Source organism: Mycolicibacter sp. MU0102 (genome assembly GCF_963378105.1).
In the GTDB taxonomy this organism is placed as follows: domain Bacteria; phylum Actinomycetota; class Actinomycetes; order Mycobacteriales; family Mycobacteriaceae; genus Mycobacterium; species Mycobacterium holstebronense.
Genome location: NZ_OY726398.1, coordinates 139,212 through 163,096 on the forward strand (window position 1 = coordinate 139,212; position 23,885 = coordinate 163,096).

The window sequence follows — 23,885 nt, forward strand, 5'->3', positions numbered from 1 at the left end:
GGGTATCGCGGCGTCGGTGACCGTCGGTTCCTCGATCGGATCGTCTGCCGCGGTAGTGGGTGTCGCGCTCATTTGCAGTCCTTGAAGTACTCGATCATGCCGAACTGCTTGGCGCGTCCGCTGATGGCGCACATCCACGAGTCGATCGCGATTCCGTTGCCGGCGAAGAACTCGATGCCCGGGCCGTAACCGGTGGCGTTGGTGATGCCCCGCAAGGTCGGTGGCGCGGACTGGATCAGACTGCGCAGTAGGTCGTCGTGCTGACCGAGCATGTCCGAGAGTGCGCGCAGGTTGATCAGCATGTCGTCGAGCATCGATCGGTCGGTGACCACGACGTTGTTGAGTTGGCCTACCAGGCTGGTCAGCGCGGCCAGCATGGCGTGGAAAGTGCTCTGCCGCACCACCAGTTCGCCGATGAAGTCCTGGCCCTGATCAACGAGGTTTCCCAGATTCGTCTGCTGGTTGCGCAGGGTGTTGGCCACCCGCTGGGTGCTGGCGAGCAGGGTGCCGAGCTGGTCGCGACGATCGGCGGTGATCTTGGACAGCGTGTGCAGGTTGGCCATTGCCTGCGGAATCACCGGCGGCAGGCCGCTCAGCTGTTGGCCGAGCACCGCCAGGGACTGTCCGAACTGGTCGGAGTCCACCTGATCGAACGTGGTGGTGGCGTCCTCCAGCAGGGACTCTAAGGAGTAGGGCACCTCGGTGTGGGCGAGGTTGATCCGTTTGCCGGGCAGCGAGCCAGGGCCGTCGGGCTCAAGCTTGAGATACCGCGACCCGAGGATCGTCATCACCTGGATCTTCGCGCGGGTGTCCTTACCCAGTGGGACGTCGTTGCGGACGCTCAGGCCGGCCACCACGTGATCGCCGGCGAGTCGCATGCTCGTTACCCGGCCCACCTCGATGCCGGCGACCATGATCGGGTTGCCGGGGGCCAGCGCGGCGGCCTGGGCGAACTCGGCGGTGTAGCGGGTATAGCCGAAGCCGATCACCTTGACAAACAGGGCCCCGGCCACCACGACCGCCACCACGGCCAGTGCTCCGAACCCCAGCCACGTGGTGTTGTAGGACTCCAGCGGCCGGGTGCGCCACTCGCGGAAGAACTTCGTGGTCCGTGTGGTCATGGCGTTACCCATCGACGGTGTTCCTGCATCGGGGCGAGTGCCATGCCAGGTTCTCCCGGGTTATCGGGCGCGCATTGCCGGGGGTGGCTGCGTTGACGATGATCGTGGTGATGTCGTTGAAGCCGGGGAAGAATCCCGTGGCGTTCAGGTCGCAGAGGTAGGCGTTGCCGTAGGCGCCATCCCCAAATGCTCGGCCCAGGCCCTTGAGCATCAGCGGCAGGTTGGCCCCGGTGAACGCCAACTGCGGTTCGATGCCGGCCATGTGCTTGGTGAAGCCGGGTTCGCGGTTGATCATCTCTTCCAAGGAGGGGAAGACCTCGTCGGCAATCCGTGCGAGCTGTCGCGTCGTCTGAGCCAGGGAACCGACCGAGGACTGCAACGCCGGCCGGCGCGAGTCCAGGTCGGCGACCGCTCGGCGGGCCTGGGTCAGGGCGTGGTCCAACTGATCGTTCTGTCCGGCGATGGTGCCGGTGAGCCTGTTCAGGCTGGTGATGAGGTTCCCCAGCACCTCGTCGCGCCCGGCCAGCGTCGCGGTCAGTGTCGACGACTGATCCACCAGTGCGGTGATCGACGCCTGATCGCCCGACAGCGACTCCAGCACACCGCGAGTCAGATCGTCGGCCTGCTTGGGGTCCAGCAGCGACATCAACGGTTTGAAGCCGTTGAGCAGGGCGCCGACGTCGAACGACGGATCGGTCTGCTCGACACTGATCACGCTGCCGCGGGGCAGTTCTTCGCTGGTACCGAGCGCGCCCAGCGACAGCCCGAGATAACGCTGGCCGATGATGTTCTGGTAGGTCACCGAGGCGACGGTGTTGCCGTACAGCTTCTGGTCGTTTTGGACGATGAACGAGACCTTCGCCAGCTTCCCGTCCAGCGCGACCTTCTCCACCCGGCCCACCCGCACCCCGGCCATCCGGACATCGTCGCCCTCGCGCAGTCCGTATACGTCGGTGAACATGGCTGCGTACGGGGTCGTGGATCCGGCCACGTCGCGGCGCAGCGTGGCATAGACCAGCCAGGTCAGCACCGTCGAAACGACCATGAAGAGGCACAGGCCGATCAGCGGTCCGCGGAATGTCACTTGTGGCCTCCCGTGTTGGCGGGGCCGGGCGAGGCCCAAGATACGGCGTTGCCCCGTGCGACCGGGCCGAGCAGCAACTGCGTCGCCACCGATGCCGGCTCGCTTCGGCCGGTGATGGGCCCGGTGATCAGACCGAGCTGATTGCGCTCGGCCTGGCTACCGACCGGTCCCACGTTGCCGCCGAAGGACGCCGGCGCCGCCGGCTGCCACTCCGGTGCATGGGGTTGGGCTGGGATCGGCGGGCTGGGTGGTGGCGGGGGAGCAGGGTCAAGCGGGTCGGCGTTGCTGGGAACGCGCGGGAAGGGCCCGGTCCACCACGGCAGCGGCGGGTTGGTGTCCTCCAGGCTGCGATTCGGATTGACCAGGGGTGGCCCGACGGCGCGAAGGTTCCCGTCCGGGCCGATCTCGGTGCCGGGCGGGGGCTCGAGACCGGCCGGGAAGTGGTAGTTCTGCGGCAGCAGGGTCTCGGGAAGTTCGGGCCGTACCGAGATCATCGGCGCGGTGTAGCAGCTGGGTCCCTTCACTTCGCCGTACTGCGGGCAGTCGGCCCGGGTGTAGGTGTGCAGCGGGGTGAAGGACAGGTTGGCCCGCATGTTCCGGGTGATCAACTTGGGGTCGTAGAGCTGGTCGAAGAACTTGTCGGAGAGCCGGTTGACCCGGGTGAAGATCGGTACGAACTTGTCGGCGTTGTTGGCCAGCACGCCGATGACGGGCGTGAGGTCGTGGGTGATCTGGATCAACTGGTCGACGTGGTTGTCGAGGGCTTCTCGGGCCACACCGACGGTGTGCTGGCCACCGGAGACCAACGAGGCCAGCTCGGCGCGCTTCTGGGCGAATGCGCGCATCGGCTCGACGGCCTGGTGCAGTGCGTCGACGAGCTCGGGAGCGGTGGACTGCAGCCCGTGGGTGGCGTCGAGCAGTGCCGAGACCGTCGACGGACCGGGCTCGGTGGCGACGATGCTGTTGAGCTGATCGAGCAGGCGGGACATCTGCCCGGCCGTGTTGAGCAACTTGACGCGCCGGTTGTCGGTGGCCGCCCCGACAGCCGCCAGGATGCCCAGGCTGTGGTCTTCACGGCCGCGACCGGTGGCGGCCAGGATGTCGCGCAGCTTGGACACGGTGGTCTGGAAGATCACCGTCGACAGTTCGCCGTTCTCGGCGATGTGGCTGCCGTCGCGGATGGTGGGTCCGCCGGTGCCGGAATCGACCAATTGAATCGATGAGACCGCGAAGACATTGGACGGCACCACGCGGGCCGTCACCGAGCTCGGAATGTCCTTGGCGTAGCCCGGTTTGAGGTTGATGTGGACGTAGTTGGGCTTGCCGTAGGCGGCCGGGATCACATCGGTGACGCTGCCGACCAGCAGACCGTGGTATTTGACGTCGGACTGGGCGGGCAGTCCATCGCCGACGTTGATCAGGTCGGCGACCACCCGCACGTAGGAGTTGAGCATGCCGGTGGATTTGGCCAGCAGGCCCCCGGTGGCCAGCGCGATCACCAGCAATACCGCGATTCCCGCGCCCAGCAGTTGATTCTCGGAGGGGCCCCGGCCGTCGGTGTCCAGCGAATTGCTCATGTCAGCCACCGAACCTTGCGCCGGCGTCGATGCTCCACAGCGCCATGGTCAGCAGCATGTTGACCATGATCACGATCGTGATGCTGGCGCGCATGGCCCGGCCCGCGGCCACCCCGACCCCTTCGGGACCGCCGGAGGCGTAGAAGCCGTAGTAGCACTGCACGGTGGAGGCCAACCATACGAACACCACGCACTTGAGCACCGAGTAGACGATGTCCTTGCCGCTCAACATCATTGTGAAGTAGTGCATGTACGGGCCGATCGATCCGCCGCCGATGATGCCGGTGACCAGTTGGCACGTCAGGTAGGTGATGGCCAGGCAGGCCACGTACAGCGGGATGACCGCGATGGTCGCGGCCAGCAGTCGCGTGGTCACCAGGAAAGGAATGGGCCGGATCGCGATCGAATCGAGGGCGTCGATCTCCTCGGCGATGCGCATGGCGCCGAGCTGCGCGGTGAAGCGGCAACCGGCCTGCATCGCAAACGCCATCGAGGCCATGATCGGCGCCAGCTCGCGGGTGTTGACCAGTGAGGAGATGATGCCGGTGGCCGGGCCGAGCCCCAGCAGATTCAGGAAGTTGTAGCCCTCGATCGCTACCAGTGCGCCGGCGGTGAAGCCGAGGACGATCGCCACCCCGGCCGTACCGCCACCCACCACGATCGAGCCGTTGCCCCAGGCGATGTCGGAGAGCAGCCGCACAAATTCCTTGCGGTAGTGCCGAAACACGGTGGGGACACCGGCCGCGGCGCGGCCGAAGAACACCAGCATGTGTCCCAGGCGGATGGTCGGCACCGACGCCATCCGGTAGGCGCGCAGCAGTGGGCGCGCGAACGCCGGGACATAGGAAGAGGCGGTCATCTCACAGCCCCGTCCGCGGGTAGAGCACGTTGTAGAGCTCGCTGATGCCGACGTTGACGATCATCAGCACCAGGATCGATTCGACCACCGAAGCGTTGACCGAGTTCGCCACGCCGGCCGGACCACCGCGAGTGGACAGGCCTTTCTGGCAGGACACCACCGCGACGATGGCGCCGTAGACCACGGCCTTGATCAGTGCGACGATCATGTCGCCGGTGGTGGCGAACGAGGAGAAGGTGGCCACGAAGCTGCCGGGCGCGCCCTTCTGGAAATACACGTTGAACAGGTAGCTGGCCAAAAAGCCTACGAAACAGGTGATTCCGGTCAGCGCTACCCCGATCATGATGGCCGCGGCGAAGCGGGGGACCACCAGTCGACGGATCACCGAGACGCCCATCACCTCCATGGCGTCGGTCTCCTCGCGCATGGTTCGCGAGCCCAGGTCGGCGGTGATGGCCGACCCGACCGCGGCGGCCATCAGCATGGCCGCCACCAACGAGGCGGCCTGCCGGATGACCGCCAGCCCGGCAGCCGCGCCGGCCAGTGAGGTGGCGCCGACCTGGTTGGCCAACAGCGCGAACTGAATGGAGAGCGTGACCCCGATCGGCAATGCGACCAAAACCGTCGGCAGCACAGCGGTGTTGGCCATGAAGGCGCTCTGCCGGACGAACTCGCCCCATTGGAATCGGCCGCCGAACAGGTCGGAGAAGAAGTACTGCACGGTGCGCACCGCCAGGACGCATTGTTCGCCGACGGTGGTCAGCGAGGCCAGCGGGTGGCGGTTGACATAACCGGCGGTCCAGTCCTGGATGGCTGCCACTCCGTCGAGCGCAGGCTCGGCGGCGAGGTCGCGGTCGTCCTGGGTGGTCATTTGTCGCCGATCGTGGTCGTGAGATCACCTGAGGTTGCCGTTCGCGGGTGCGGCAGATGATCCATGGCGGCCACCTTAGTCAGCGTTCTTACTCCGCGGTAGGGTTCGGAACTTCTCGGACCAACTGGTGGGTAGATAGAAAGGATACGCATGGCTACCAAGGGGGAGGAGCTCATGGGGTCTCGCCGCGACCTTTCATCCGGACATGATGTCGGACACAATGCCCCGGCAAGGGCGCTTCAGGCAACATGACTCTGGTTATGGGCGGGTTACCGGCCAGTAGCACGCGTTTTCGTGGTTTTGCCACCCTCTTGCGGGCCTCGATGGCGATACTCGACCGGGATAAGCGCAACGGGTGGAAGGAAGTCGGGACGGTGCCGAAGCGGGCAGGGTGGACCCAGATCACTGCCGCGGTGGTGTGTGCGATGGCGGTCGTCGGGGCGGTGGCACCAGGCTCCGCCGTCGCCGACCCGGATCAGCCGCCGGCGCTTCCCGGCTTCACCCCCGCCCCGAGCGACTGGTCTCCGCGCATGGACATCTGGCCGTACAGCACCTTCACCTATCAGGTCACGCCCGAGATGATCGGCGGCATGTCGGATTCCTGCCAGTGGTTCAACGCGCAGTTCGACCCACTGATGGGACAGATCGACGCCTTCAACCGCAATCTTGCAGACCACCGCGACGTCTACGCGAGCGTGCAGTCGCAGGCGGATGCGGTGGTGGCCGACATCGACCGGTCGACCGGCTTCTTGGGGCCACGACTGCAGCCGCTGACCATCCGCAACACGCCGGACAACTTCGGCCCCTACTCGCCGATTTACGGCGGGGAACAGCTGACCGGCGTGCTGTTCCAGCTGTCCCGCATCGCCGACAGCATGCGCAAAAAACAGCCGGCCGGCTTCGCGCGTCCACACATCGACTCCGCGATCGGATGGGCCAACGCCTTGCGGAATTCCAAGGCCTGCACCTAAGCGGCGATCGAGTAAGAACCCGCAGGCGCGGGGTTGGGGTAGGTTCGGGGGCGCTGCGGCCGACCGGCCCCCAGTAGCGGACCAGAGAGGTAGTTCAGGTGTCGGACCGTGAGGACGAGCAAGCGGCCGCCGAAACCGAGGCCGTCGAACCGGCGGTCGAGTCCGCCGAAACCGAGTCCGCTGGAACCGAGTCCGCTGGAACCGAGTCCGCCGAATCTGTCGCCGCCGACGAGACCGCCGGCGAAGCCGCTGGGCTCAAGGGACGCATCGGCGGCCTGAAACCGAATCGGCGCTGGATCGCCGTGGCGGTCCTGGCGCTGGGCCTGATCGGAGCGACCTACGAGGGCTGGCTGTTGTTCGCCCACCACCAGCGCACAGCGGCCGCCGCGCAGGCACTGGAAGCCGCCGAGAAGTACACCCTGGTGCTCACCAGTGTGGACCCCGCCGCGATCGACAAGAACTTCGCCGAAATCCTCGACGGAGCCACCGGCGAGTTCAAGGACGTCTACAGTGCGTCCAGTGAACAACTGCGCCAACTGCTGATCGACAACAAGGCGTCCGCGCACGGCACCGTCATCGACTCGGCGGTCAAATCCGCCACCAAGAACAAGGTTGAGGTGCTGCTGTTCGTCGATCAGTCGGTGAGCAACAAGACCGCCCCCCAGGCGCAGATCGACCGCAGCCGCATCGTGATCACGATGGAGAAGGTGAAGGGCCGTTGGCTGGCCGCCAAGGTTGACATGCCCTGAGTCGATGGCGTCGGCCCGCTGCGCCCGGCTCCGCCGCGCTTGCGACCGCCGCGAGTCGATGGCGTCGGCCCGTTGCGCCCGGCTCCGCCGCGCTTGCGACCGCCGCGAGTCGATGGCGTCGGCCCGTTGCGCCCGGCTCCGCCGCGCTTGCGACCGCCGCGAGTCGATGGCGGGCCGCCCGGCCCGCGATAGCCGTTAGTTGAATCCGAGCCAGCTGGGCAGTGCGCGTTCATGCGCGTCGCACAGGACCTGCGCGGTGTCGCAGGATCCGCGTGGCACCCCGGCGCCGGTCCACATGCCGCCGGCGTCGCGGCGCAGCACGACCGCCGACGACGAGCCGCCGTCGAGCAGGAGGGCGTGGTCGCTGGCCAGGCCGCGGAACAGGTCCTGCATGTTGTCGGGTGTGTAGTGGCCGCCCTGAAAGATGTACAGCTCGTCTTTGGCTCGCGAATAGCCCACGGCAGTGCGTGCCGCGCTCGGCCCGCCGTCGTTGAGTTGCCCGGTGGCTCCCGGGGCAAGCAATCCCAGTCCGCTCACCGCGACGAACCGGTCCCCGCGTTCCACCAGGCCGGTGACCGTCGGCCCGGCCGAGTCGTAGTCCCCACCGTCGCGGCCGCCGCGCGGCCACAACACATATGGTGCGCCGCGAGTCGGCAGGATCATCGTGGTCAGTGTCGACCAGTGCTCGTTGCCGCCGGACAATCCTTGCTTGCCGGCATAGGGGACGGTGCCGGTAACCGGGACGTTGGCCCGGCCATTGCCGCGGGTGTTGTCGACGTAGGTGCCCAGCGGGGAACTGCACTTGGTGGTCCGCCAAGATCCACCTCGCTGGCCGCGGATGTCGAAGAAGTTGGCGTTGATCGCCACCGTCGGCCGGCCCAGCGCCTGCCAGGCCTGCAGCGGGGTATAGAGCTCGGAGGCCTGCATCAGCCCCTCGCTGGTGCGGGCCCGCGGATCACGTTCGCAGCGGCTCTGGGCGCCGCTATGGCTGTCGACCAACAGGTGCGGTTCGATGCGCTGCGAGGCCGACTTGAGGACCACCAGATGCCCACCGCCGGACATCTCGTACCAGTCGCCGGCGGCGTTGAGCATCGGTGTGGGATGCCCGCTCCCGAAGTTGTACACCAGGTAGGAGCCCGGTGTTCGCGCGATCGCGGCGGCCAATTGGTCTTGGGCGGCGGCTTGCGCGGTCGGCTGGCCCGGGCCGATCGCCAGGACTGCGCAGAGCAGCACCGCGGCGCAGCCAGCCGCCAGCCGGCGCGCGAAAGCCACTGGAGTCGACACTGTTTGTCCCTTCGGCTCCGGACTGGGAGAGACACCAGATTCCTACGGTAGCCACCGAAACCGCTGGGACAACCTGCGTGACCGGATTGTGCTGCGTCGGTGGCAGATCGGTTATGGCCAGCGATCAGCCGCCGAGCCGGCCGTGCATCTCCCAGATCAGGATCTCCGACTGGGCGGACGCGGTAATTCGTTGACCGCCGCCGCCGGTGCAGTGGACCGCGTCGCCGGTGTGCAGCGCACCGGCGCCTTCCATGTCGACATGGCCGACCGCAACGAACAGATGGGCATACGGCGACTCAGGTAGTCCGACATGGTCTCCGGGCTGCAGCCGCGCAACATGCAGCGTGGCGCCGGCGTTGCCGATGCTGATCGCGGCGTCGGGGTCACTGCCCGAGGCGACGGGGATGAGTCCACCGCCCGCCAAGGCGTCGCCGACGTCCTGCTGCTGGTAGCCGGGAGTGCGCCCCGGAGTGTCCGGCATGATCCACATCTGGATGAAATGAACTGGCTCGCTTGCCGAGTCGTTCTTCTCGGAATGCAGAATGCCGGTGCCCGCCGACATCCGTTGCGCCAGGCCGGGATGGATGACGCCGGTGTTGCCGATCGAATCGCGATGGCTCAGCGCGCCGGACAGCACCCAGGTGACGATCTCGGCGTCGCGATGGGGGTGGGTATCAAAGCCGGCGCCCGGCGCGACCACGTCGTCGTTGTTGACCAGCAGCAGTCCGTGATGGGTGTTGTCCGGGTCGTAGTAATCGTTGAACGAGAACGAATGCCGCGAGGTGAGCCACGGGGCACGGGTGGCCGCGCGGTCGTCCGCTCGTCGCACCTCGAGCTGGCCGGTCATGACTTCCAAGGTTAGCCCGCAACCTGGGCCCTGCCGGTAGTCTCACTGCAACCGCCGAGGTGATACGGAGGTAGCAGCCCATGTCCGTCGAAACCGGCGTGCGCTATGACGCCGGTATCGTCGCGTGAGCCGTCCGACGCTGCAGCATCTGCAGATCGCCGCGCTCATTTCCCAGGCCGGTGGTGATCCGTGGGCGGTCGACGACAGTCTGCAAGCCGGCAGCCCCACCCAGATCAACTTCTTGGCCCAGGCGTTCCACTCGGCCGCCGGCTCGGCCACCTCGGCCGAAGAGTCCTTCCGCACCGCCCAAGAACACTTCACCCAGTACAACCGCGAAAACGGCGAGCAACCGATCAACAACGGCGCCGAGGTGCAGCGGGTCAAGGACGGCCTGCATGCCACGAATCAACAGCTCGGCCAGATCGCGGCCGACCTGGAGTCCATTGCCGCCGCCTTGGCGCAGGCCCGCGCCGCCTCGCTGGCCAACGTCACCGCGCTCAACGCCAACCTGATCGTCCTCGACGCCCGTATCGGCGTCTACCTGGAGCAGGAGAATCAGGGCTACGACCACGCGGCGGATATCGCCGCGTGCCGCCAGCTGGCCGAGGACGACACCGCGACCGCGCTGCACAACGCCACGGTCATCCGTAACGGCTACTCCAAAACCCTGCAACAGGCCCTGACGAATCTGCGGGTGCGAGACGGCTACGACCCCGACGCGCAGCTGCGCAAGTTCGACGCGGACGCGCCGGCGCCGCCCCCGGGACCCGTGCCCGACGATCCCACGCAGTTCAACGACTACTGGAACAGCCTGACCCCCGGGCAGAAGGATTGGCTGTACAGCCAAGACCACAGCATCGGCAACCATCCGGGCATGCCCTGCGATCCGCCGGATCATTTGGGCTACGACCACTACAACAAGCTGCATCTGGCGGACGAACTCAGCCGGGCGCAGGGTGCCGCCGCACAGGCCGATGCGCTGCGCAACCAGCATTCGGACTGGGCTGCCGGCAACAACATTCCGCACCCCAATGAGCCGGGCGCAATTTTCGATGACCGCGTCGCCTACGAGAACTGGCAACGGCAATACGACGCAGCCCGGGACGGTTCGAAGTACCTGGACGACCTCAAGGCCGTCGATGCCGCGGTCAGTGCCAGTCCAGACCGCAAGTTGATGCTGCTGGACACCCAGAGCGGCACGCAGGCCCGCGCGGCCATTGCGGTCGGTGATCCGGACAAGGCCACCCATGTCTCGGTCACCGCGCCCGGGCTGAACACCACGGTGCACGGAGGCATCGGGAATATGACCGAAGAAGCAACCAACCTCAGACGGGAAGCATTGCGGCAATTGCGGTTCGAGCCGGGACACGAGAGCGATACCGTCTCGACGATCGCCTGGATCGGGTACGACCCCCCGCAGGTTCCCGGCTTCGACGACAAGACCGCGTCGCTGGCCGGACTCTGGGGAGTCACCCACGACGACCTCGCCAGAGCCGGCGCCCACGATCTGGCTCGCTTCTACGACGGGATTCAAGCCTCGCACCTGGGGGGCCCCGCCGATCTCACCGCGATCGGGCACTCCTACGGGTCGCTGACCACCGGGCTGGCATTGCAGGAGCCCGGCGATCACGGAGTGTCGCGGGCGCTGTTCTACGGGTCTCCCGGAATCGAGGCGTCAACACCCCAAGACCTGCACCTGCAGCATGGTCAGGTGTTCGCCATGGAAGCCCCCGATGACAAGATCCAATGGGTCTACGACGCCAGGGCCGTAGGCCAGGGCATTCCGATCATCGGCACCTACCTCAACAACGAGCTCGGCGACTTCGGCCCGAATCCGGCCACCAACCCCGAATTCACCCGCTTGGCCACCGGGCCCGCCACGGTGACGGACGGCCACGGTGGCACGATCACCCTGCAAGAGGCCCACGGGCACAGTGACTACCCGCGCTTCCCCGACGGCGGAGGCCTGCGGACCACGAACTACAACATCGCCGCGGTCCTCGCCGGCCTGGGCGACAAGGCGGTTCAAGGAAATTGATGTTGCACGAAGTGTCCCCACCCCAGCCGCGACGATGCCTGTTCGCTGTCTTGGCCATCGTCGCACTAACCGCAGGATGTCACGTGTCCCAACCGTATGAACCCACTCCGCCCAGCGTCGCTGCCGAGGCTTTGGCCGTTCTCAAGTCGTTACCGTCGTTTGAGGACACTCAAACTCAGGTAGCCGCCACGATGAATGAAATAACCTCCGCCGCACAACAACTCATCCCGTCCATCGTCTGGGAGACGTTGGACGAGGGAGAGGGCGGAAATTGCGAGCGGCCATACGAGCAAACCGAGGGTAAGCGTTACTTCCTGCCGGACTCGGTTGCCCGGGATGTCACGGTGTCAGAGCAGGCCTGGACCAAGCTCGAAGAGGCCGCCAAGTCGGCGGCCGCCAAGCTGGACGCCACCGAGGTTCAGGTGATGCAGAACCAGCCGGGCAATCACGATGTCGGCTTCTACGGTCCCACTGGCCTTTTCATCAAAGTCGGTTACCGCGGCAACCTGGTGGTCTCCGGTTACACCGGCTGCCGGCTGCCGCAGGACAAAAAGTAACCGCCTACCAGTCCGACTCGTCGTAGGTGATCACGCCGCGGATGTTCTTGCCGTCGACCATGTCCTGGTAGCCGGTGTTGATGTCCTCGAGCTTGTAAGTCGTGGTGATCATCTCGTCGATCTTGAGCAGCCCGGACTTGTACAGGCCCACCAGCTTGGGGGTCTCGATGTGCGAGCTGCCGCCGCCGAAGATGTTGCCCTTCAAGGTCTTCTGCAACATGGTGAATAGGAACAGGTTCAGCTTGACGTCCGCGTCGACCATCGAGCCCATCCCGGTGACCACGCAGGTGCCGGTCTTGGCGGTCAGGATCAGCGCCTCTTCGATGTACTCGCCCTTCATGTCGCCGACGGCGATGATCACCTTGTCGGCCATCAGGCCCCAGGTCTCCTCCATGACCGGCATGATCGCCTCGGCCATCGACGGGTAGACGTGGGTCGCGCCGAACTTGACGGCCTGGTCACGCTTGAAGGGTACCGGGTCGATCGCGATGACGCGGCGTGCCCCGGAGAGCACCGCGCCCTGCAGGGCGCTCATGCCGATACCGCCGACACCGATGATGATCACGGTCTCGCCGGGCTTGACCTCGGCGACGTTGGTGGCCGAACCGAACCCGGTGGGCACCGCGCAGCCCATGATGGCCGCGGTCTCGAACGGCACGTCCTTGTCGATCTTCACCACGGAGTCCTGGTGCACGGTCATGTAGGGCGAGAACGTGCCGAGCAGGTTCATCGCCGAGACCTCGTGGCTGCCGGCGTGGATCCGGTTGGTGCCGTCGGCGATGGCCTTGCCGCCCAGCAGTACGGCCCCGCGGTCACACAGCGAGCGGAAACCCTTCATACAGGGCGGACAGTTGCCGCAGGCCGGGATGAAGGCCATCACCACATGGTCGCCCTCTTCCAGGCCGGTGACACCCTTGCCGACCTTGGTGATGACGCCGGCGCCCTCGTGGCCGCCCAGCGCGGGCAGGGCCATCGGGGTGGCTCCGGTGGTCAAGTGATAGTCGGAGTGGCACATCCCCGCGGCGTGCATCCGGACCTGGACTTCGCCTTCAACCGGGTCGCCCAGCTCGATCTCGTCGACCCGCCACGGCGAGTTCAGCTCCCACAACAATGCGCCCTTGGTCTTCATGACCGGCCATCATAGAACACGTTTCAGAAGCTGGCCCGACGGGTGCTCTTACCTGGGAGAATGCTGTCTTAGCTGGTCTTGTGTGGAATGCCCACGGACAGGCCTCCGTCGATGACCAGATCGGACCCGGTCATGTAGGAGGACTCGTCGGAGGCCAGGAAGACCACCGCGGTGGACACTTCCGCCGACTTGGCGCCGCGGCCCAGCGGAATCTGTAGCGAGTCGTCGGGGATCGCGATCGTCATCCGGGTGCGGATCAGGCCGGGCAGCACACTGTTGATCCGGATGTTGTGCGGTGCCAGTTCGACGGCGGCGGCTTTGGCCAGCCCGCGTACGCCCCACTTGGAGGCGACATAGCCGTACAGGCCGGCGGTGCCGCGCATCCCTTCGACCGAGGAGATGTTGATGATGGAGCCGCCGCCGCCGGCTTTCATCGGGGCGACGGCGGCGTGCATGCCCAGCATGGTTCCGGTCAGGTTGACGTCGAGAACCTGCTGCCAGGCGGCCGCGTCGAAGTTCTCGATAGTGTTGTACTTGGCGATCCCGGCGTTGTTCACCAGCACGTTGAGGCTGCCGAAAGCATCGACTGCGGTCGCCACGGCCGCTTGCCATTGGTCGGCCTGGGTGACGTCGAGTCGGACGAAGCGGGCGGTATCGGCCCCCAGCTCCTCGGCGAGTTTGCTGCCCTCGTCCTCCAGGACGTCAGCGATCACGATCTTGGCGCCCTCGGCGGCCAGCGCCCGGGTGTGCGCCGCGCCCATGCCCCGCGCGCCGCCGCTGATCAGCGCGACTTTGCCTTCGACTCGTCCCATGGCTGGCGAGGTTACCTGGGCGGGCACTTTGCCCGTTACGCTGCCCTGATGGCTGTGACCCGCACCGAGCGAACCTTCGATGGAGTGCGGGCGGTACCGATCGTCTACGACACCTGGACCCCGGACGCACCGCCGAGTGCCGTGGTGGTGCTGTCCCACGGTTTCGGCGAGCATGCCCGTCGCTACGACCATGTCGCGGAGCGGTTCGCTGCGGCGGGGTTGGTGACTTACGCGCTGGACCACCGCGGACACGGGCGCTCGGGCGGCAAGCGAGTGCTGTGCCGCGACATCGCGGAATACACCGGTGACTTCCACACACTGGCGGGTATCGCCGCCCGCGAGCACCCTGGCCTACCGCGCGTGGTGCTCGGGCACAGCATGGGCGGGGCGATCGTGTTCAGCTACGGCGTCGACCGCCCCGACGACTACCAGCTGATGGTGCTGTCGGGACCCGCGGTGGCCATGACCGACACGGTGTCGCCGGGATTGGCGTTCGTCGCCAAAGCGGTCGGGGCTATCGCGCCGAGCCTGCCGGTGGAGAAACTCGACAGTGCCCTGGTCTCGCGCGACCCGGCGGTGGTGGTCGCCTACAACGAAGATCCACTGGTGCACCACGGTCGGGTGCCGGCCGGTGTGGCGCGCGCGTTGATCAAGGTCGGCGAGACCATGCCGACGCGGGCGCAGGCGCTCACCGTGCCGCTGCTGGTGGTGCACGGCGCCGACGACGGCCTGGTGCCCGCCGAAGGCAGCAGGCGGCTGGTGGAGTGCGTCGGCTCGAACGACGTGCGGTTGACGGTGTATCCGGGGCTTTACCACGAGGTATTCAACGAGCCGGAGCGTGCGCAGGTGCTTGACGACGTGGTGGGCTGGATCGACGCGCATCTGTGAGTTGCTGTCGGCGCGGTGTCGCCGCCGTCGGTTAGCGTGGCGGCCATGAGCACCGACGACAAGATGTTGGCGCGGATTGCCGCATTGTTGCGCCAGGCCGAGGGCACCGACAACGCCCACGAAGCCGATGCGTTCATGGCGGCGGCGCAGCGGTTGGCCACCGCGACCTCCATCGACCTGGCCGTGGCTCGCGCGCACTCAGCCACCCGGACAGCGGCCACCGCGCCGGTGCAGCGCACCATCACCATCGGTGAGCCGGGCGCCCGGGGGTTGCGCACCTATGTGCAGCTGTTCGTGGGGATCGCCGCAGCCAACGACGTGCGCTGCGACGTGGCGACCAACTCGACCTATGTCTACGCCTACGGCTTCGCCGAGGACATCGATGCCACCCACGCGCTCTACGCCAGCCTGGTCGTCCAGATGGTCCGGGCTTCGGACGTCTATATCGCCACCGGCGAGCACCGCCCCACCCCGACCATCACCGCTCGACTGAACTTCCACCTGGCATTCGGTGCTCGGGTGGGCCAGCGGCTGGCAGAGGCCCGCGACGAGACCCGACGCGACGCCGAGAAGGATCGGAGGCGGCCACCTGGCACCGCGATTGCGTTGCGCAACAAGGAGGTCGAGCTGCGCGACTTCTACCGCGGTACCTCCAAGGCACGGGGCACCTGGCGGGCCACCCGGGCGTCGGCGGGCTATTCGTCCGCGGCGCGACGGGCCGGGGACCGCGCTGGGCGCAAAGCCCGGCTGGGCGACAGTGCTGAGCTGTCGGTGGCGCGGTCCGCGCTGGAGCGGTGAGCGCTGGAACATTGAGTGAAGGCGCTGCAGAGCGCGACGGTCAGCGCGCCAAGGTCTACGCCGCGGAGGTCTTCGTCCGCACCTTATTCGACCGCGCCGCCGAGAGCGGCAGGCGCAGCGTGGAGTTCTTCGGCACCGAGCTGACGTTGCCGCCCGAGGCCCGTTTCGGCTCGGTAGCCGCCGTCGGGCGCTACGTCGATGACGTCATGGCGCTGTCGCCGGTGCGCGCGCGGTGGCCGGATGCTTCCGGGTTGGCCGTGCGCGCCCGCCGAGGAACCACCGCGGCGCACTACGAAAAGCTTGGTGCAGCAGGCGTTATCGCTGTACCGGATCAGCGCGGCGTGGACTGGGCGTTGCGAGAACTGGTGGTGCTGCATGAGATTGCGCACCATCTGTGTGACGTTCGGCCGCCGCACGGACCGGAATTCGTCGCGACATTCTGCGAACTGGCCGAACTGGTGATGGGCCCGGAGTTGGGCTATGTGCTGCGGGTGGTGTTCGCCAAAGAGGGTGTGCGGTGACGTGCGCTCCGGCGCGGTGTCGGTCATTATCTGACGATGGCGAGTAGCGCGGGCGCGCCGTGAGTCCTCCAAGCCTGCAGTATCTGGGGCTCGGTGCGCTTGTTGCCGCCGCGGGCGGTGACCCCTGGGCTGTTGATGACAGCGTGCAGGCCGGAAGTCCCACCCAGATCAACTTCCTGGCGCAGGCGTTCCATTCGGCGGCCGGCTCGTCCACCGCGGCCGAGGAGACCTTTCGCACCGCTCGACAGCACTTCGAGCAGTACAACCGCGAGAACGGTGAGCAGCCGATCAACAATGGCGCCGAAGTGCAACGGGTCAAAGAGGGCCTGCGCGCCACCAACCAACAACTGGGCCAGATCGCGGCTCATCTGGAGACCGTCGCCGGCGCCCTAGCCCAGGCTCGGCAGCGCTGCGATGAGCAGATCGAGGCGCTCAATGCGAATCTGCAGGGCTACGACGAGTATCTGGCTGACTACAACACCCACTACTTGGCGTATATGTTGCACGGCGACGACGTTGATGGCCTGATCGAAAAATGTTGGGACGGTGCGATAACCGACACACGGACGGTCCTGTCCAACGTCACGATCATCCGCGGCGGCTACGCCAAGGTGCTGCAGTCTGCGCTGACGAACCTGCGGGTCAAGGATGGCTACGAGCCCGATGTCGTGGTGCGCAGCTTCGACGCCGGTCGCGAAGTGCCGGCACCGGTGAACCCCGGCGATGTGGAGAGTTTCAAGGTCTTAGCCCAGGAGGTCCTGGCCAACGACGGTGTTCCGCCGGAGCAGATCGAAGCGCGCATCAACGCAGCAGTGCTGCAGGCCCAGCAGCCGCTACCGCGCTACGGGGCCCCCGAGTCGCAGCGGCAGGCGCCGCTGGGGTTCGGCGATGCGTTCGGGGACCGTTGGCGAGCCACCGAAGAGGCCGTCAAGAACCTGCTCGGGCAGGGCGGGCCAGGCGCCCCCGGTGTCCTGGAATCGTGGGGTGGCCTGGCCAAGGGGCTCGGTGACTCCTTCCTCAACCCGGTCGGTGCGGGTGTCGCCCAAGTCAAAGACGCCCTGAACGCGCCCAGTCCCGCCTACTTTCTGGGCGAGAAGGCCTTCGATGTCAGTGCCGCCGCCGTCACGCTTCCTTTTGGGGCGGAGGGGGCAATAGTCCGCGCAGGGCTGCCCGCCGAAGTTCTCACCGAGGGTGGCGCGCCCGCGGCCGTTCTGCGGGGATGGCATCCCACGGGCGGTCTGTCGTGGCAAGAATTTGAGGCCAGCTTCGGCAGGCCTGAAACCCGGGTCTGGCCTGAAAACAGCGGCTTCCCGCCGGGCTACATTCCGCAGCCCGCGCAGCTGCCCGAAGGCACCATCATCGACAGGTTTGGTACCGAATGGGGCCACTACCTGTCGCCAGATGGCACGCCATTTGCGGACCGGTCCTTAGCGCCGGAATCGGTCGGTTCGAACTACAATCGATATATTGTCACCGGAAAACCATTGCCTGAGGGCTGGAAAATAGTGCAAGGTCCAGTTGAGCCCTACTATGGACAGGCGCCATCGCCAAATGCGACGCAATATGTAATCACTGCGCCCGACGGCATCCGGCCATCCGTGTGGGAGCTCGTAAGACGAGGGGTTCTCGATGAGTATGGACCGCCTTTTGGACGATAAATCCAACGCGCTCCAGGTGGAGATCGATCAACTGTCGGAAGCTCTGGGCGTCCGTTCCATGCCTGTCGGGCTACGGACCAATGACGGACTCAATATCTTCGTCGACGCCGATGGCTCCTATCACTTCACCTTCTATGAGCGTGGAAAACTCGGCTTTGACCGGGTGGGCAGTCTTGATGACCTACTTTATTGGTACTGCGCAGATATCGTCTCGCGACAAGCATCTAGGGAAGTCGGTGACCGTGGAGAGCGGTTCAAGTATGAATACGAGGTGCTAAGCGAATTCAATGTCGACTGGGCGAAGAGAAATGTCCGTGAGACCGCGGCCCTCTTCCGCAATGGACAACCGGAGGACATTGCGCTACTTCCAGACATCGGCGAACCCTTGTGACGATCTTCGTTGGTTCGGTCGTAGCCTCAGCCGACTAGGTGGTGTAGACCAAGAACAGGCGCCGGTGACGCACAACAGTCGAGGTTGTGCGTCACCGGCGCCGTCTGTTGTTAGTTCTTGACGGGTACCAGTTCGTCGCCGCAGGTGCATCGGTAGCTCACGTCCGCGCCGGGGCAGTGGCACGCAGTCTCCACACGTACCCGGCATCCACAGCCGTCGTGGCCGCAGGTCAGCACGGTCCCATCCTCGTAGTTAGCCATCTGTCAGACCTTCCTTTGTGGTCCCGGCGGGCGCCGGGGTTCCCTGACTATATACCCCATAGGGGTATGGGGTAAAGAAAAATCAGAAGCCAGAACTACAGACGCGGGCTAGCCTCGGTGAAGTGACTGAAAAGCCCACGCCCCGTGATGTAGATGCCCTGCTGGACAACCTGTTCGCCGGAGAAGACCCGGCGCTGACGGCGGCGCTGGCCGCCAGCGATGAAGCCGGACTTCCGCCCATCGCGGTCTCGGTGCAACAGGGCACGTTCCTGAATCTGCTGGCGACCGCAGCCCGTGCCACCCGCATCCTGGAGATCGGCACGCTGGGCGGCTACAGCACCATCTGGCTGGCGCGCGCCGTCGGACCGACTGGTTCGGTGGTGACGCTGGAGTACGAGCCCAAGCATGCCGAGGTCGCTCGCGGAAATCTGGACCGCGCCGGCGTCGGTGATCGGGTGCAGATTCTGGTGGGTGCCGCGCTGGACACCCTGCCGACGCTGACCGGCGAGCCGTTCGACCTGGTGTTCATCGACGCCGACAAGGAGAACAACGTCGGCTACCTGAATTGGGCCGTGCGGCTATGCCATCCCGGCTCGGTGATCGTGGTGGACAACGTGATCCGCGAGGGCGCGATTCTGGAGCCGCGCTCCGACGACGCGACGGCGCGCGGCAGCCGGGACGTGTTGGAGCTGATGGGCACACACCCGCGGCTGCGGTCCGCCGCCCTACAGACCGTCGGGGCCAAGGGCTGGGACGGCTTCGCCCTAGCCATCGTCGGCTAGCGGTGGTCGGGCGCGGTTTCGCGGCGAACTTTTCGTTGCTGGCAAACAGTGGCCGGGCGTAATCTTTCATCAGATGGATGGGTGCTGCTAGCACCAAACCGCCTGTTGCATAACAGAAAGGTTACGAAATGAGTACAGTCCATTCATCAATCGAACACCACCCTGATCTGTTAGCTCTACGAGCACGGTACGAGCGCGCCGCCGAGTCGATGACGGCTCAGGGAACCTTCGGATTGACGCTGCTGACGGCCGTCTACGGGGCGGTATCCCCGTGGATTGTCGGATTCGAGACGGCCACCAGGTTGACCATCACCAATCTGGTCGTCGGGCTCTGCGTCGCCTTCCTGGCTTGCGGGATGGCGGCGGCGCTCGATCGCATGCACGGGCTCGCGTGGACCCTGCCAGTCTTCGGGGTGTGGTTCATCGCGTCGCCGTGGATCCTGATGCACGGAACGCCGAGCACCGAGATGATCTGGTCCAACGTGATCGCCGGTGCGCTGTTGACGATCCTCGGCCTCAATGCCGCGTACTTCGGTATGCGGGCGCGCAGTGAGTCAGCCCGGCACGCCTGACGAACTCACCGCGAATAGTCCCCCTCGCAGGCGGGTGGGCCCCAAGGCCGCTGACGGTTAGCCGCAGACGGCCCCGTTGGCGGCGGAGCCCACCAGCTTGCGGTACTTGGCCAGAACGCCGGTGGTGTAACGCGGCGGCGGCGGAGTGAAGCCCTGAGCGCGGGCGGCGAATTCATCCGAATCCGCGAGCACGTCCAGGGTCGCGTTGGCCACGTCGAGGCGGATCTTGTCGCCGTCGCGCAGGAACGCAACCGGTCCGCCGTCCACCGCCTCGGGGGCGATGTGGCCGACGCACAGGCCGGTGGTGCCCCCGGAGAACCGACCGTCGGTCAGCAGCAGGACGTCCTTACCGAGACCGGCGCCCTTGATGGCCCCGGTGATCGCCAGCATCTCCCGCATACCGGGCCCGCCCTTGGGGCCCTCGTAGCGGATCACCACGGCGTCGCCGGCGCTGATTGTGCCGTCTTCCAGCGCGTCCAGCGCCGCCCGCTCGCCGTCGAAAACCCGTGCGGTGCCTTCGAACACGTCGGTGTCGAAGCCCGCGGACTTAACCACCGCGCCGTCGGGCGCCAGCGAGCCGCGCAGAATGGTGATGCCGCCGGTCGGGTGGATCGGGTTGGTCAACGCGTGCAGCACCTTGCCGTCGACGACCGGGGGATTGAGCTCGGCGATGTTCTCCGCCATCGTCTTTCCGGTGACTGTCATGCAGTCGCCGTGCAGCAGACCGGCTTCCAGCAGGGTCTTCAACATGACCGGCACCCCGCCGATCTTGTCGATGTCGTACATGACGTGCGCCCCGAACGGCTTGACGTCGGCCAGGTGCGGCACCTTGGCGCCCACCCGAGAGAAGTCGGCCAGGGTCAGATCCACCTCGGCCTCGCGGGCGATCGCCAGCAGGTGCAGCACCGCGTTGGTCGACCCGCCGAACGCCATCACCACCGCGATCGCGTTCTCGAACGCCTCCTTGGTCAAGATGTCGCGCGCGGTGATGCCGCGACGCAGCAACTCCACCACGGCTTGGCCGCTGGCTCGGGCATACCCGTCACGGCGGCGGTCGATCGCCGGCGGGGAGGCGCTGCCGGGCAGCGACATGCCCAGCGCCTCGGCCGCGCTGGCCATGGTGTTGGCGGTGTACATGCCGCCGCAGGCGCCCTCGCCGGGACAGATCGAGCGCTCGATGATGTCGACGTCCTCTTGGGACATCAACCCGCGCGAACAGGCGCCGACCGCCTCGAACGCGTCGATGATCGTCACCTCGCGCTCGGTGCCGTCGGACAGTTTCGCGTAGCCCGGCATGGTCGAACCCGCGTAGAGGAAGACCGAGGCCAAATCGAGGCGGGCCGCTGCCATCAGCATCCCGGGCAGTGACTTGTCGCAACCGGCCAGCAACACCGAGCCGTCCAACCGCTCGGCGCACATCACGGTCTCCACGCTGTCGGCGATGACCTCGCGCGAGACCAGCGAGAAGTGCATGCCCTCATGGCCCATCGAGATGCCGTCGGAGACCGAGATGGTGCCGAATTCCAGCGGGTAGCCGCTCGCCTCCAGAACGCCCTCTTTGGCGGCCTTGGCCAACCGATCCAGCGACAGGTTGCAGGGCGTGATCTCGTTCCACGACGAGGCCACACCGATCTGGGGCTTGGCGAAGTCGTCGTCGCCCATGCCGACGGCGCGCAACATGCCGCGGGCGGCGGTCTTCTCCAGGCCGTCGGTGACGTCACGACTGCGCGGTTTGATGTCGACGGACGCCCCGGCGGCGTTGCTGCTCCCAGAATTCACCAGCTCAGTATGCCGGTAGGGCCGGACCGGGCAAAACGAATAAATACCCCAAGGGGGTATGCGCTAAAATGGGCGCATGAGATCGGTTCTTGCCGTCGTCGTCGCCGCCAGTGTCAGCATGGCCGCCGGCGGTTGTCACCACGCGCCCACCCCGGCGCCCGAAGCGTCGTCCAGTGCGGCAGGTATGGCCTCCGGAAGCCCCGCCGACGTGAGGTTTCTGGAAGACATGGTGATCCACCACCAGCAGTCCTTGGAGCTGGCGGCCCTGGTGTTCAGTCAGAGCGGCGACCCGGCGCTGGTGGCGTTCGCCGACCAAAGTTCAACCCAGCAGCGCACCGAACTGCAGGGATGCCAGGCGCAACTGTTGCAGTGGGAGGTCCCCGGCGGGCATAGCGGCCGGGAGCACGCCGCTGAGATTCCCGGCATGGTGGACACGGCCACCATCGACAAGCTGCGGGGCCTGCGCGGTCCGGCGTTCGACACGTTGTGGCTGCAGACGATGATTGCTCATCAGCGTGGCGCGATCGCGCTGGCGCAGAACGAGATTCAACATGGCGAGAGTCCCGAGGCGATCAGCATCGCGCAATCGCTCCTGCCGTTTCAGCAAGCCGAGATCAACCAGATGAACCAACTGTTGGGGGCGCCATGACCACCGAAGCTCCGGGATATTCCCCGCGCAAAGACAACTACGCCAAACGGATGCGCCGCATCGAGGGCCAGGTGCGCGGCATCGCCAAGATGATCGAAGAGGACAAGTACTGCATCGACGTCCTCACCCAGATCAGCGCGGTCAACAGTGCGTTGCGGTCCGTGGCGCTGAACCTGGTCGACGAACACCTCGTGCACTGCGTCAGCGGGGCTGTCGCGGTCGGCGGCGCGGAGGCCGACGCGAAACTCGCCGAAGCCTCGGCAGCGATTGCGCGGTTAGTTCGTTCCTGACCCTCGCGCCGTTACCATGTGAGCCAGCAGTTACCGGGAGCGCCATGCGCCACACACCACTCGACGCTGCCCCCAACACATGACTGTCGAAACCGGAAATGCCCGATTGAAGCCGTGGACGCCGCAGACCACGGCGCGGTTGGCGATTCTGTCCGCCGCGGCCTTCATCTACGCCACCGCCGAGATCCTGCCGGTCGGTGCGCTGCCTGCGATCTCGGCCGGTCTGAACGTCAGCGAGGCGCTGGTCGGGACGTTGCTGGCCTGGTACGCGGTGGTGGCAGCGGCCACGACGCTTCCGCTGGTGCGCTGGACCGCATTCTGGCCGCGCCGCCGGGTGCTGCTGCTCACGCTGGTCTGCCTGACCGCTTCCCAGGTGATCTCGGCGCTTGCGCCGAACTTCGCCGTGCTGGCTGGCGGCCGGGCACTGTGCGCCGTCACGCACGGCCTGATGTGGTCAGTGCTGGCGCCCATCGCCACCCGACTGGTGCCACCGAGCCATTCGGGCCGCGCGACGACAGCGATTTACGTCGGCACCAGCCTCGCGCTAGTGGTCGGCATCCCGCTGACCTCGGCGATGAGCCTGCTATGGGGATGGCGGCTGGCCGTAGTGGTGATCACGGTGGCGGCCGCGGCCGTCACCTTGGCAGCCCGGTTCGCGCTGCCGGCCCTGGTGCTCAGCACCGACCAACTGGCGCTGGTCGGCAACCATCACCACCGCAACGGGCGACTGGTGGCGGTGAGCACGCTGATGCTGATCGCTGTTACCGGGCACTTCATCTCCTACACCTTCATCGTGGTGATCATCGGTGACGTGGTCGGCGTGCCGGGGGCCCGCCTGGCCTGGTTGCTCGCTGCGTTCGGAGCCGCCGGGTTGATCGCGATGCCGCTGCTGGCCCGACCGGTCGACCACCGGCCCAAACTGGTCACCGGCGGCTGCATGGCCGCGATGTCGGCGGCCTTTGTGGTCCTGGCGGTGCTGTCCGTCGGCGGGCATCACACCACCGGTACGACGGCGGTGGGGGCGGCCGCGATCGTGCTGTGGGGTGCGATGGCGATGGCGGTGTCGCCGATGCTGCAGTCGGCCGCGATGCGCACCGCCCCCGACGACCCCGACGGTGCGTCGGGGCTGTACGTGACGGCGTTTCAGGTCGGCATCACCGGCGGCTCGCTGGCCGGCGGGCTGCTGTTCGAGCGGGCCGGGACCTCGGCCATGTTGGCGGCCTCGGCACTGTTGGTCGGCGTCGCCGCAGTCGGTATCGCGGCCAGCAAGCGCCTGTTCATCGTTCCCTGACGTTCCTGGAGCGGTAACGTTCGCCACGTCTGCGGCGATCAAAAGTACTGCTCAGCGGCGCCTAATCCGGTGCTCGGCGCCGCAATTCGCCTGCTTCGAGAGTTAGC

25 protein-coding genes are annotated in these 23,885 nt (G+C 66.4%); 14 read left to right on the forward strand and 11 right to left on the reverse strand.

The features are described 5' to 3' along the window. Window positions 1-68: 68 nt before the first annotated feature. From RCP37_RS00700 to RCP37_RS00720, 5 genes are read right to left on the reverse strand one after another with little or no spacing between them, the layout of a single operon-like run. On the reverse strand, window positions 69-1,121 hold the full coding sequence (locus RCP37_RS00700; RefSeq protein ID WP_308485156.1) for an MCE family protein: 1,053 nt from the start codon (window positions 1,119-1,121) through the stop codon (window positions 69-71). Window positions 1,122-1,125: 4 nt separating this feature from the next. Beyond that, window positions 1,126-2,205 (reverse strand): MCE family protein, encoded by a 1,080-nt coding sequence (locus tag RCP37_RS00705; RefSeq protein ID WP_308485157.1) that lies wholly within the window; start codon window positions 2,203-2,205, stop codon window positions 1,126-1,128. Next, window positions 2,202-3,782, reverse strand: coding sequence for an MlaD family protein (locus RCP37_RS00710; RefSeq protein ID WP_308485158.1), 1,581 nt, complete (start codon window positions 3,780-3,782; stop codon window positions 2,202-2,204). The genes RCP37_RS00705 and RCP37_RS00710 overlap by 4 nt, the downstream gene beginning before the upstream one ends. A gap of 1 nt (window position 3,783) precedes the next feature. After that, window positions 3,784-4,641, reverse strand: coding sequence for an ABC transporter permease (locus RCP37_RS00715; RefSeq protein WP_308485159.1), 858 nt, complete (start codon window positions 4,639-4,641; stop codon window positions 3,784-3,786). A 1-nt stretch (window position 4,642) separates the two neighbouring features. Then, window positions 4,643-5,512, reverse strand: a complete 870-nt coding sequence (locus tag RCP37_RS00720; protein ID WP_047320377.1) for an MlaE family ABC transporter permease — start codon at window positions 5,510-5,512, stop codon at window positions 4,643-4,645. A 425-nt stretch (window positions 5,513-5,937) separates the two neighbouring features. Here RCP37_RS00720 and RCP37_RS00725 point away from each other — a divergent pair, with 425 nt between their 5' ends. Both RCP37_RS00725 and RCP37_RS00730 read left to right on the forward strand, forming a co-directional pair. Further along, on the forward strand, window positions 5,938-6,483 hold the full coding sequence (locus RCP37_RS00725; protein WP_308487221.1) for a hypothetical protein: 546 nt from the start codon (window positions 5,938-5,940) through the stop codon (window positions 6,481-6,483). A 98-nt stretch (window positions 6,484-6,581) separates the two neighbouring features. Further along, window positions 6,582-7,232 carry an Rv1363c family protein gene (locus RCP37_RS00730; RefSeq protein ID WP_308485160.1) on the forward strand — a complete coding sequence of 217 codons (651 nt, stop codon included), beginning with the start codon at window positions 6,582-6,584 and terminating at the stop codon, window positions 7,230-7,232. 195 nt (window positions 7,233-7,427) lie between these two features. On the opposite strand, the gene RCP37_RS00735 is transcribed toward RCP37_RS00730, so the two are convergent. Both RCP37_RS00735 and RCP37_RS00740 read right to left on the reverse strand, forming a co-directional pair. Then, a complete protein-coding gene (locus RCP37_RS00735; protein WP_308485161.1) occupies window positions 7,428-8,516 on the reverse strand; it encodes a phosphodiester glycosidase family protein in 1,089 nt (362 codons plus the stop codon). Between the two features lie 124 nt (window positions 8,517-8,640). After that, window positions 8,641-9,363 carry a pirin family protein gene (locus RCP37_RS00740; RefSeq protein ID WP_308485162.1) on the reverse strand — a complete coding sequence of 241 codons (723 nt, stop codon included), beginning with the start codon at window positions 9,361-9,363 and terminating at the stop codon, window positions 8,641-8,643. Window positions 9,364-9,487: 124 nt separating this feature from the next. On the opposite strand from RCP37_RS00740, the gene RCP37_RS00745 reads away from it, so the two are divergent. Further along, on the forward strand, window positions 9,488-11,401 hold the full coding sequence (locus tag RCP37_RS00745; RefSeq protein ID WP_308485163.1) for a putative alpha/beta hydrolase: 1,914 nt from the start codon (window positions 9,488-9,490) through the stop codon (window positions 11,399-11,401). Continuing rightward, window positions 11,401-11,958 carry an LppA family lipoprotein gene (locus RCP37_RS00750; RefSeq protein WP_308485164.1) on the forward strand — a complete coding sequence of 186 codons (558 nt, stop codon included), beginning with the start codon at window positions 11,401-11,403 and terminating at the stop codon, window positions 11,956-11,958. The genes RCP37_RS00745 and RCP37_RS00750 overlap by 1 nt, the downstream gene beginning before the upstream one ends. A gap of 4 nt (window positions 11,959-11,962) precedes the next feature. Here the strand turns inward: RCP37_RS00750 and RCP37_RS00755 are convergent, their stop codons facing one another. Together RCP37_RS00755 and RCP37_RS00760 are read right to left on the reverse strand one after the other, a co-directional pair. Next, window positions 11,963-13,087, reverse strand: a complete 1,125-nt coding sequence (locus tag RCP37_RS00755; RefSeq protein ID WP_067968924.1) for an NDMA-dependent alcohol dehydrogenase — start codon at window positions 13,085-13,087, stop codon at window positions 11,963-11,965. 68 nt (window positions 13,088-13,155) lie between these two features. Continuing rightward, the gene (locus tag RCP37_RS00760; protein WP_308485165.1) at window positions 13,156-13,899 is read right to left on the reverse strand and encodes a glucose 1-dehydrogenase; all 744 of its coding nucleotides are present in this window, start codon (window positions 13,897-13,899) and stop codon (window positions 13,156-13,158) included. Between the two features lie 48 nt (window positions 13,900-13,947). Between RCP37_RS00760 and RCP37_RS00765 the strand changes: the two genes are divergently transcribed. Genes RCP37_RS00765 through RCP37_RS00785 form a run of 5 tightly spaced genes read left to right on the forward strand, consistent with a single transcriptional unit; the run spans window position 13,948 to window position 18,155 of the window. Beyond that, window positions 13,948-14,787 (forward strand): alpha/beta hydrolase, encoded by an 840-nt coding sequence (locus RCP37_RS00765; protein WP_308485166.1) that lies wholly within the window; start codon window positions 13,948-13,950, stop codon window positions 14,785-14,787. A gap of 45 nt (window positions 14,788-14,832) precedes the next feature. After that, window positions 14,833-15,585 carry a DUF2786 domain-containing protein gene (locus RCP37_RS00770; RefSeq protein WP_308485167.1) on the forward strand — a complete coding sequence of 251 codons (753 nt, stop codon included), beginning with the start codon at window positions 14,833-14,835 and terminating at the stop codon, window positions 15,583-15,585. An 11-nt stretch (window positions 15,586-15,596) separates the two neighbouring features. Further along, on the forward strand, window positions 15,597-16,106 hold the full coding sequence (locus RCP37_RS00775) for a TIGR04338 family metallohydrolase (RefSeq protein ID WP_308487222.1): 510 nt from the start codon (window positions 15,597-15,599) through the stop codon (window positions 16,104-16,106). Between the two features lie 59 nt (window positions 16,107-16,165). Beyond that, window positions 16,166-17,764 carry a TNT domain-containing protein gene (locus tag RCP37_RS00780; protein WP_308485168.1) on the forward strand — a complete coding sequence of 533 codons (1,599 nt, stop codon included), beginning with the start codon at window positions 16,166-16,168 and terminating at the stop codon, window positions 17,762-17,764. A 58-nt stretch (window positions 17,765-17,822) separates the two neighbouring features. After that, complete coding sequence (locus RCP37_RS00785; RefSeq protein ID WP_308487223.1) at window positions 17,823-18,155, forward strand: Imm63 family immunity protein; 333 nt, start codon at window positions 17,823-17,825, stop codon at window positions 18,153-18,155. A gap of 110 nt (window positions 18,156-18,265) precedes the next feature. Here the strand turns inward: RCP37_RS00785 and mymT are convergent, their stop codons facing one another. Next, complete coding sequence (gene mymT / locus RCP37_RS00790) at window positions 18,266-18,415, reverse strand: copper-binding metallothionein MymT (RefSeq protein ID WP_308485169.1); 150 nt, start codon at window positions 18,413-18,415, stop codon at window positions 18,266-18,268. A gap of 122 nt (window positions 18,416-18,537) precedes the next feature. Between mymT and RCP37_RS00795 the strand changes: the two genes are divergently transcribed. Then, complete coding sequence (locus RCP37_RS00795) at window positions 18,538-19,197, forward strand: O-methyltransferase (RefSeq protein WP_308485170.1); 660 nt, start codon at window positions 18,538-18,540, stop codon at window positions 19,195-19,197. Window positions 19,198-19,325: 128 nt separating this feature from the next. Beyond that, the gene (locus tag RCP37_RS00800; protein ID WP_308485171.1) at window positions 19,326-19,769 is read left to right on the forward strand and encodes an SPW repeat protein; all 444 of its coding nucleotides are present in this window, start codon (window positions 19,326-19,328) and stop codon (window positions 19,767-19,769) included. A 57-nt stretch (window positions 19,770-19,826) separates the two neighbouring features. Here RCP37_RS00800 and ilvD read toward each other — a convergent pair whose 3' ends face one another. Further along, entirely contained in the window at window positions 19,827-21,551 is a 1,725-nt protein-coding gene (gene ilvD / locus RCP37_RS00805; protein WP_373693209.1) for a dihydroxy-acid dehydratase, read from the reverse strand. Window positions 21,552-21,624: 73 nt separating this feature from the next. On the opposite strand from ilvD, the gene RCP37_RS00810 reads away from it, so the two are divergent. The 3 genes from RCP37_RS00810 (at window position 21,625) to RCP37_RS00820 (ending at window position 23,778) form a co-directional block, all read left to right on the forward strand. Beyond that, window positions 21,625-22,197 carry a DUF305 domain-containing protein gene (locus tag RCP37_RS00810; RefSeq protein WP_308485173.1) on the forward strand — a complete coding sequence of 191 codons (573 nt, stop codon included), beginning with the start codon at window positions 21,625-21,627 and terminating at the stop codon, window positions 22,195-22,197. Next, window positions 22,194-22,487 (forward strand): copper-sensing transcriptional repressor RicR, encoded by a 294-nt coding sequence (gene ricR, locus RCP37_RS00815; RefSeq protein ID WP_308485174.1) that lies wholly within the window; start codon window positions 22,194-22,196, stop codon window positions 22,485-22,487. Before RCP37_RS00810 ends, ricR begins: the two co-directional genes overlap by 4 nt. A gap of 79 nt (window positions 22,488-22,566) precedes the next feature. Further along, window positions 22,567-23,778: an MFS transporter gene (locus RCP37_RS00820; RefSeq protein ID WP_308485175.1), complete on the forward strand. Its 1,212-nt coding sequence runs from the start codon at window positions 22,567-22,569 to the stop codon at window positions 23,776-23,778. Window positions 23,779-23,885: the final 107 nt, after the last annotated feature.

Coding starts and splice junctions, on each gene's coding strand:
- RCP37_RS00760 (WP_308485165.1), bottom strand. CDS start 13,899: ATGGGACGAGTCGAAGGCAAAGTCGCGCTGATCAGCGGCGGCGCGCGG.
- RCP37_RS00700 (WP_308485156.1), bottom strand. CDS start 1,121: ATGACCACACGGACCACGAAGTTCTTCCGCGAGTGGCGCACCCGGCCG.
- RCP37_RS00800 (WP_308485171.1), top strand. CDS start 19,326: ATGAGTACAGTCCATTCATCAATCGAACACCACCCTGATCTGTTAGCT.
- RCP37_RS00725 (WP_308487221.1), top strand. CDS start 5,938: ATGGCGGTCGTCGGGGCGGTGGCACCAGGCTCCGCCGTCGCCGACCCG.
- RCP37_RS00770 (WP_308485167.1), top strand. CDS start 14,833: ATGAGCACCGACGACAAGATGTTGGCGCGGATTGCCGCATTGTTGCGC.
- RCP37_RS00710 (WP_308485158.1), bottom strand. CDS start 3,782: ATGAGCAATTCGCTGGACACCGACGGCCGGGGCCCCTCCGAGAATCAA.
- ricR (WP_308485174.1), top strand. CDS start 22,194: ATGACCACCGAAGCTCCGGGATATTCCCCGCGCAAAGACAACTACGCC.
- mymT (WP_308485169.1), bottom strand. CDS start 18,415: ATGGCTAACTACGAGGATGGGACCGTGCTGACCTGCGGCCACGACGGC.
- RCP37_RS00740 (WP_308485162.1), bottom strand. CDS start 9,363: ATGACCGGCCAGCTCGAGGTGCGACGAGCGGACGACCGCGCGGCCACC.
- RCP37_RS00810 (WP_308485173.1), top strand. CDS start 21,625: ATGAGATCGGTTCTTGCCGTCGTCGTCGCCGCCAGTGTCAGCATGGCC.
- RCP37_RS00715 (WP_308485159.1), bottom strand. CDS start 4,641: ATGACCGCCTCTTCCTATGTCCCGGCGTTCGCGCGCCCACTGCTGCGC.
- RCP37_RS00820 (WP_308485175.1), top strand. CDS start 22,567: ATGACTGTCGAAACCGGAAATGCCCGATTGAAGCCGTGGACGCCGCAG.
- RCP37_RS00750 (WP_308485164.1), top strand. CDS start 11,401: ATGTTGCACGAAGTGTCCCCACCCCAGCCGCGACGATGCCTGTTCGCT.
- RCP37_RS00785 (WP_308487223.1), top strand. CDS start 17,823: ATGCCTGTCGGGCTACGGACCAATGACGGACTCAATATCTTCGTCGAC.
- RCP37_RS00720 (WP_047320377.1), bottom strand. CDS start 5,512: ATGACCACCCAGGACGACCGCGACCTCGCCGCCGAGCCTGCGCTCGAC.
- RCP37_RS00765 (WP_308485166.1), top strand. CDS start 13,948: ATGGCTGTGACCCGCACCGAGCGAACCTTCGATGGAGTGCGGGCGGTA.
- RCP37_RS00755 (WP_067968924.1), bottom strand. CDS start 13,087: ATGAAGACCAAGGGCGCATTGTTGTGGGAGCTGAACTCGCCGTGGCGG.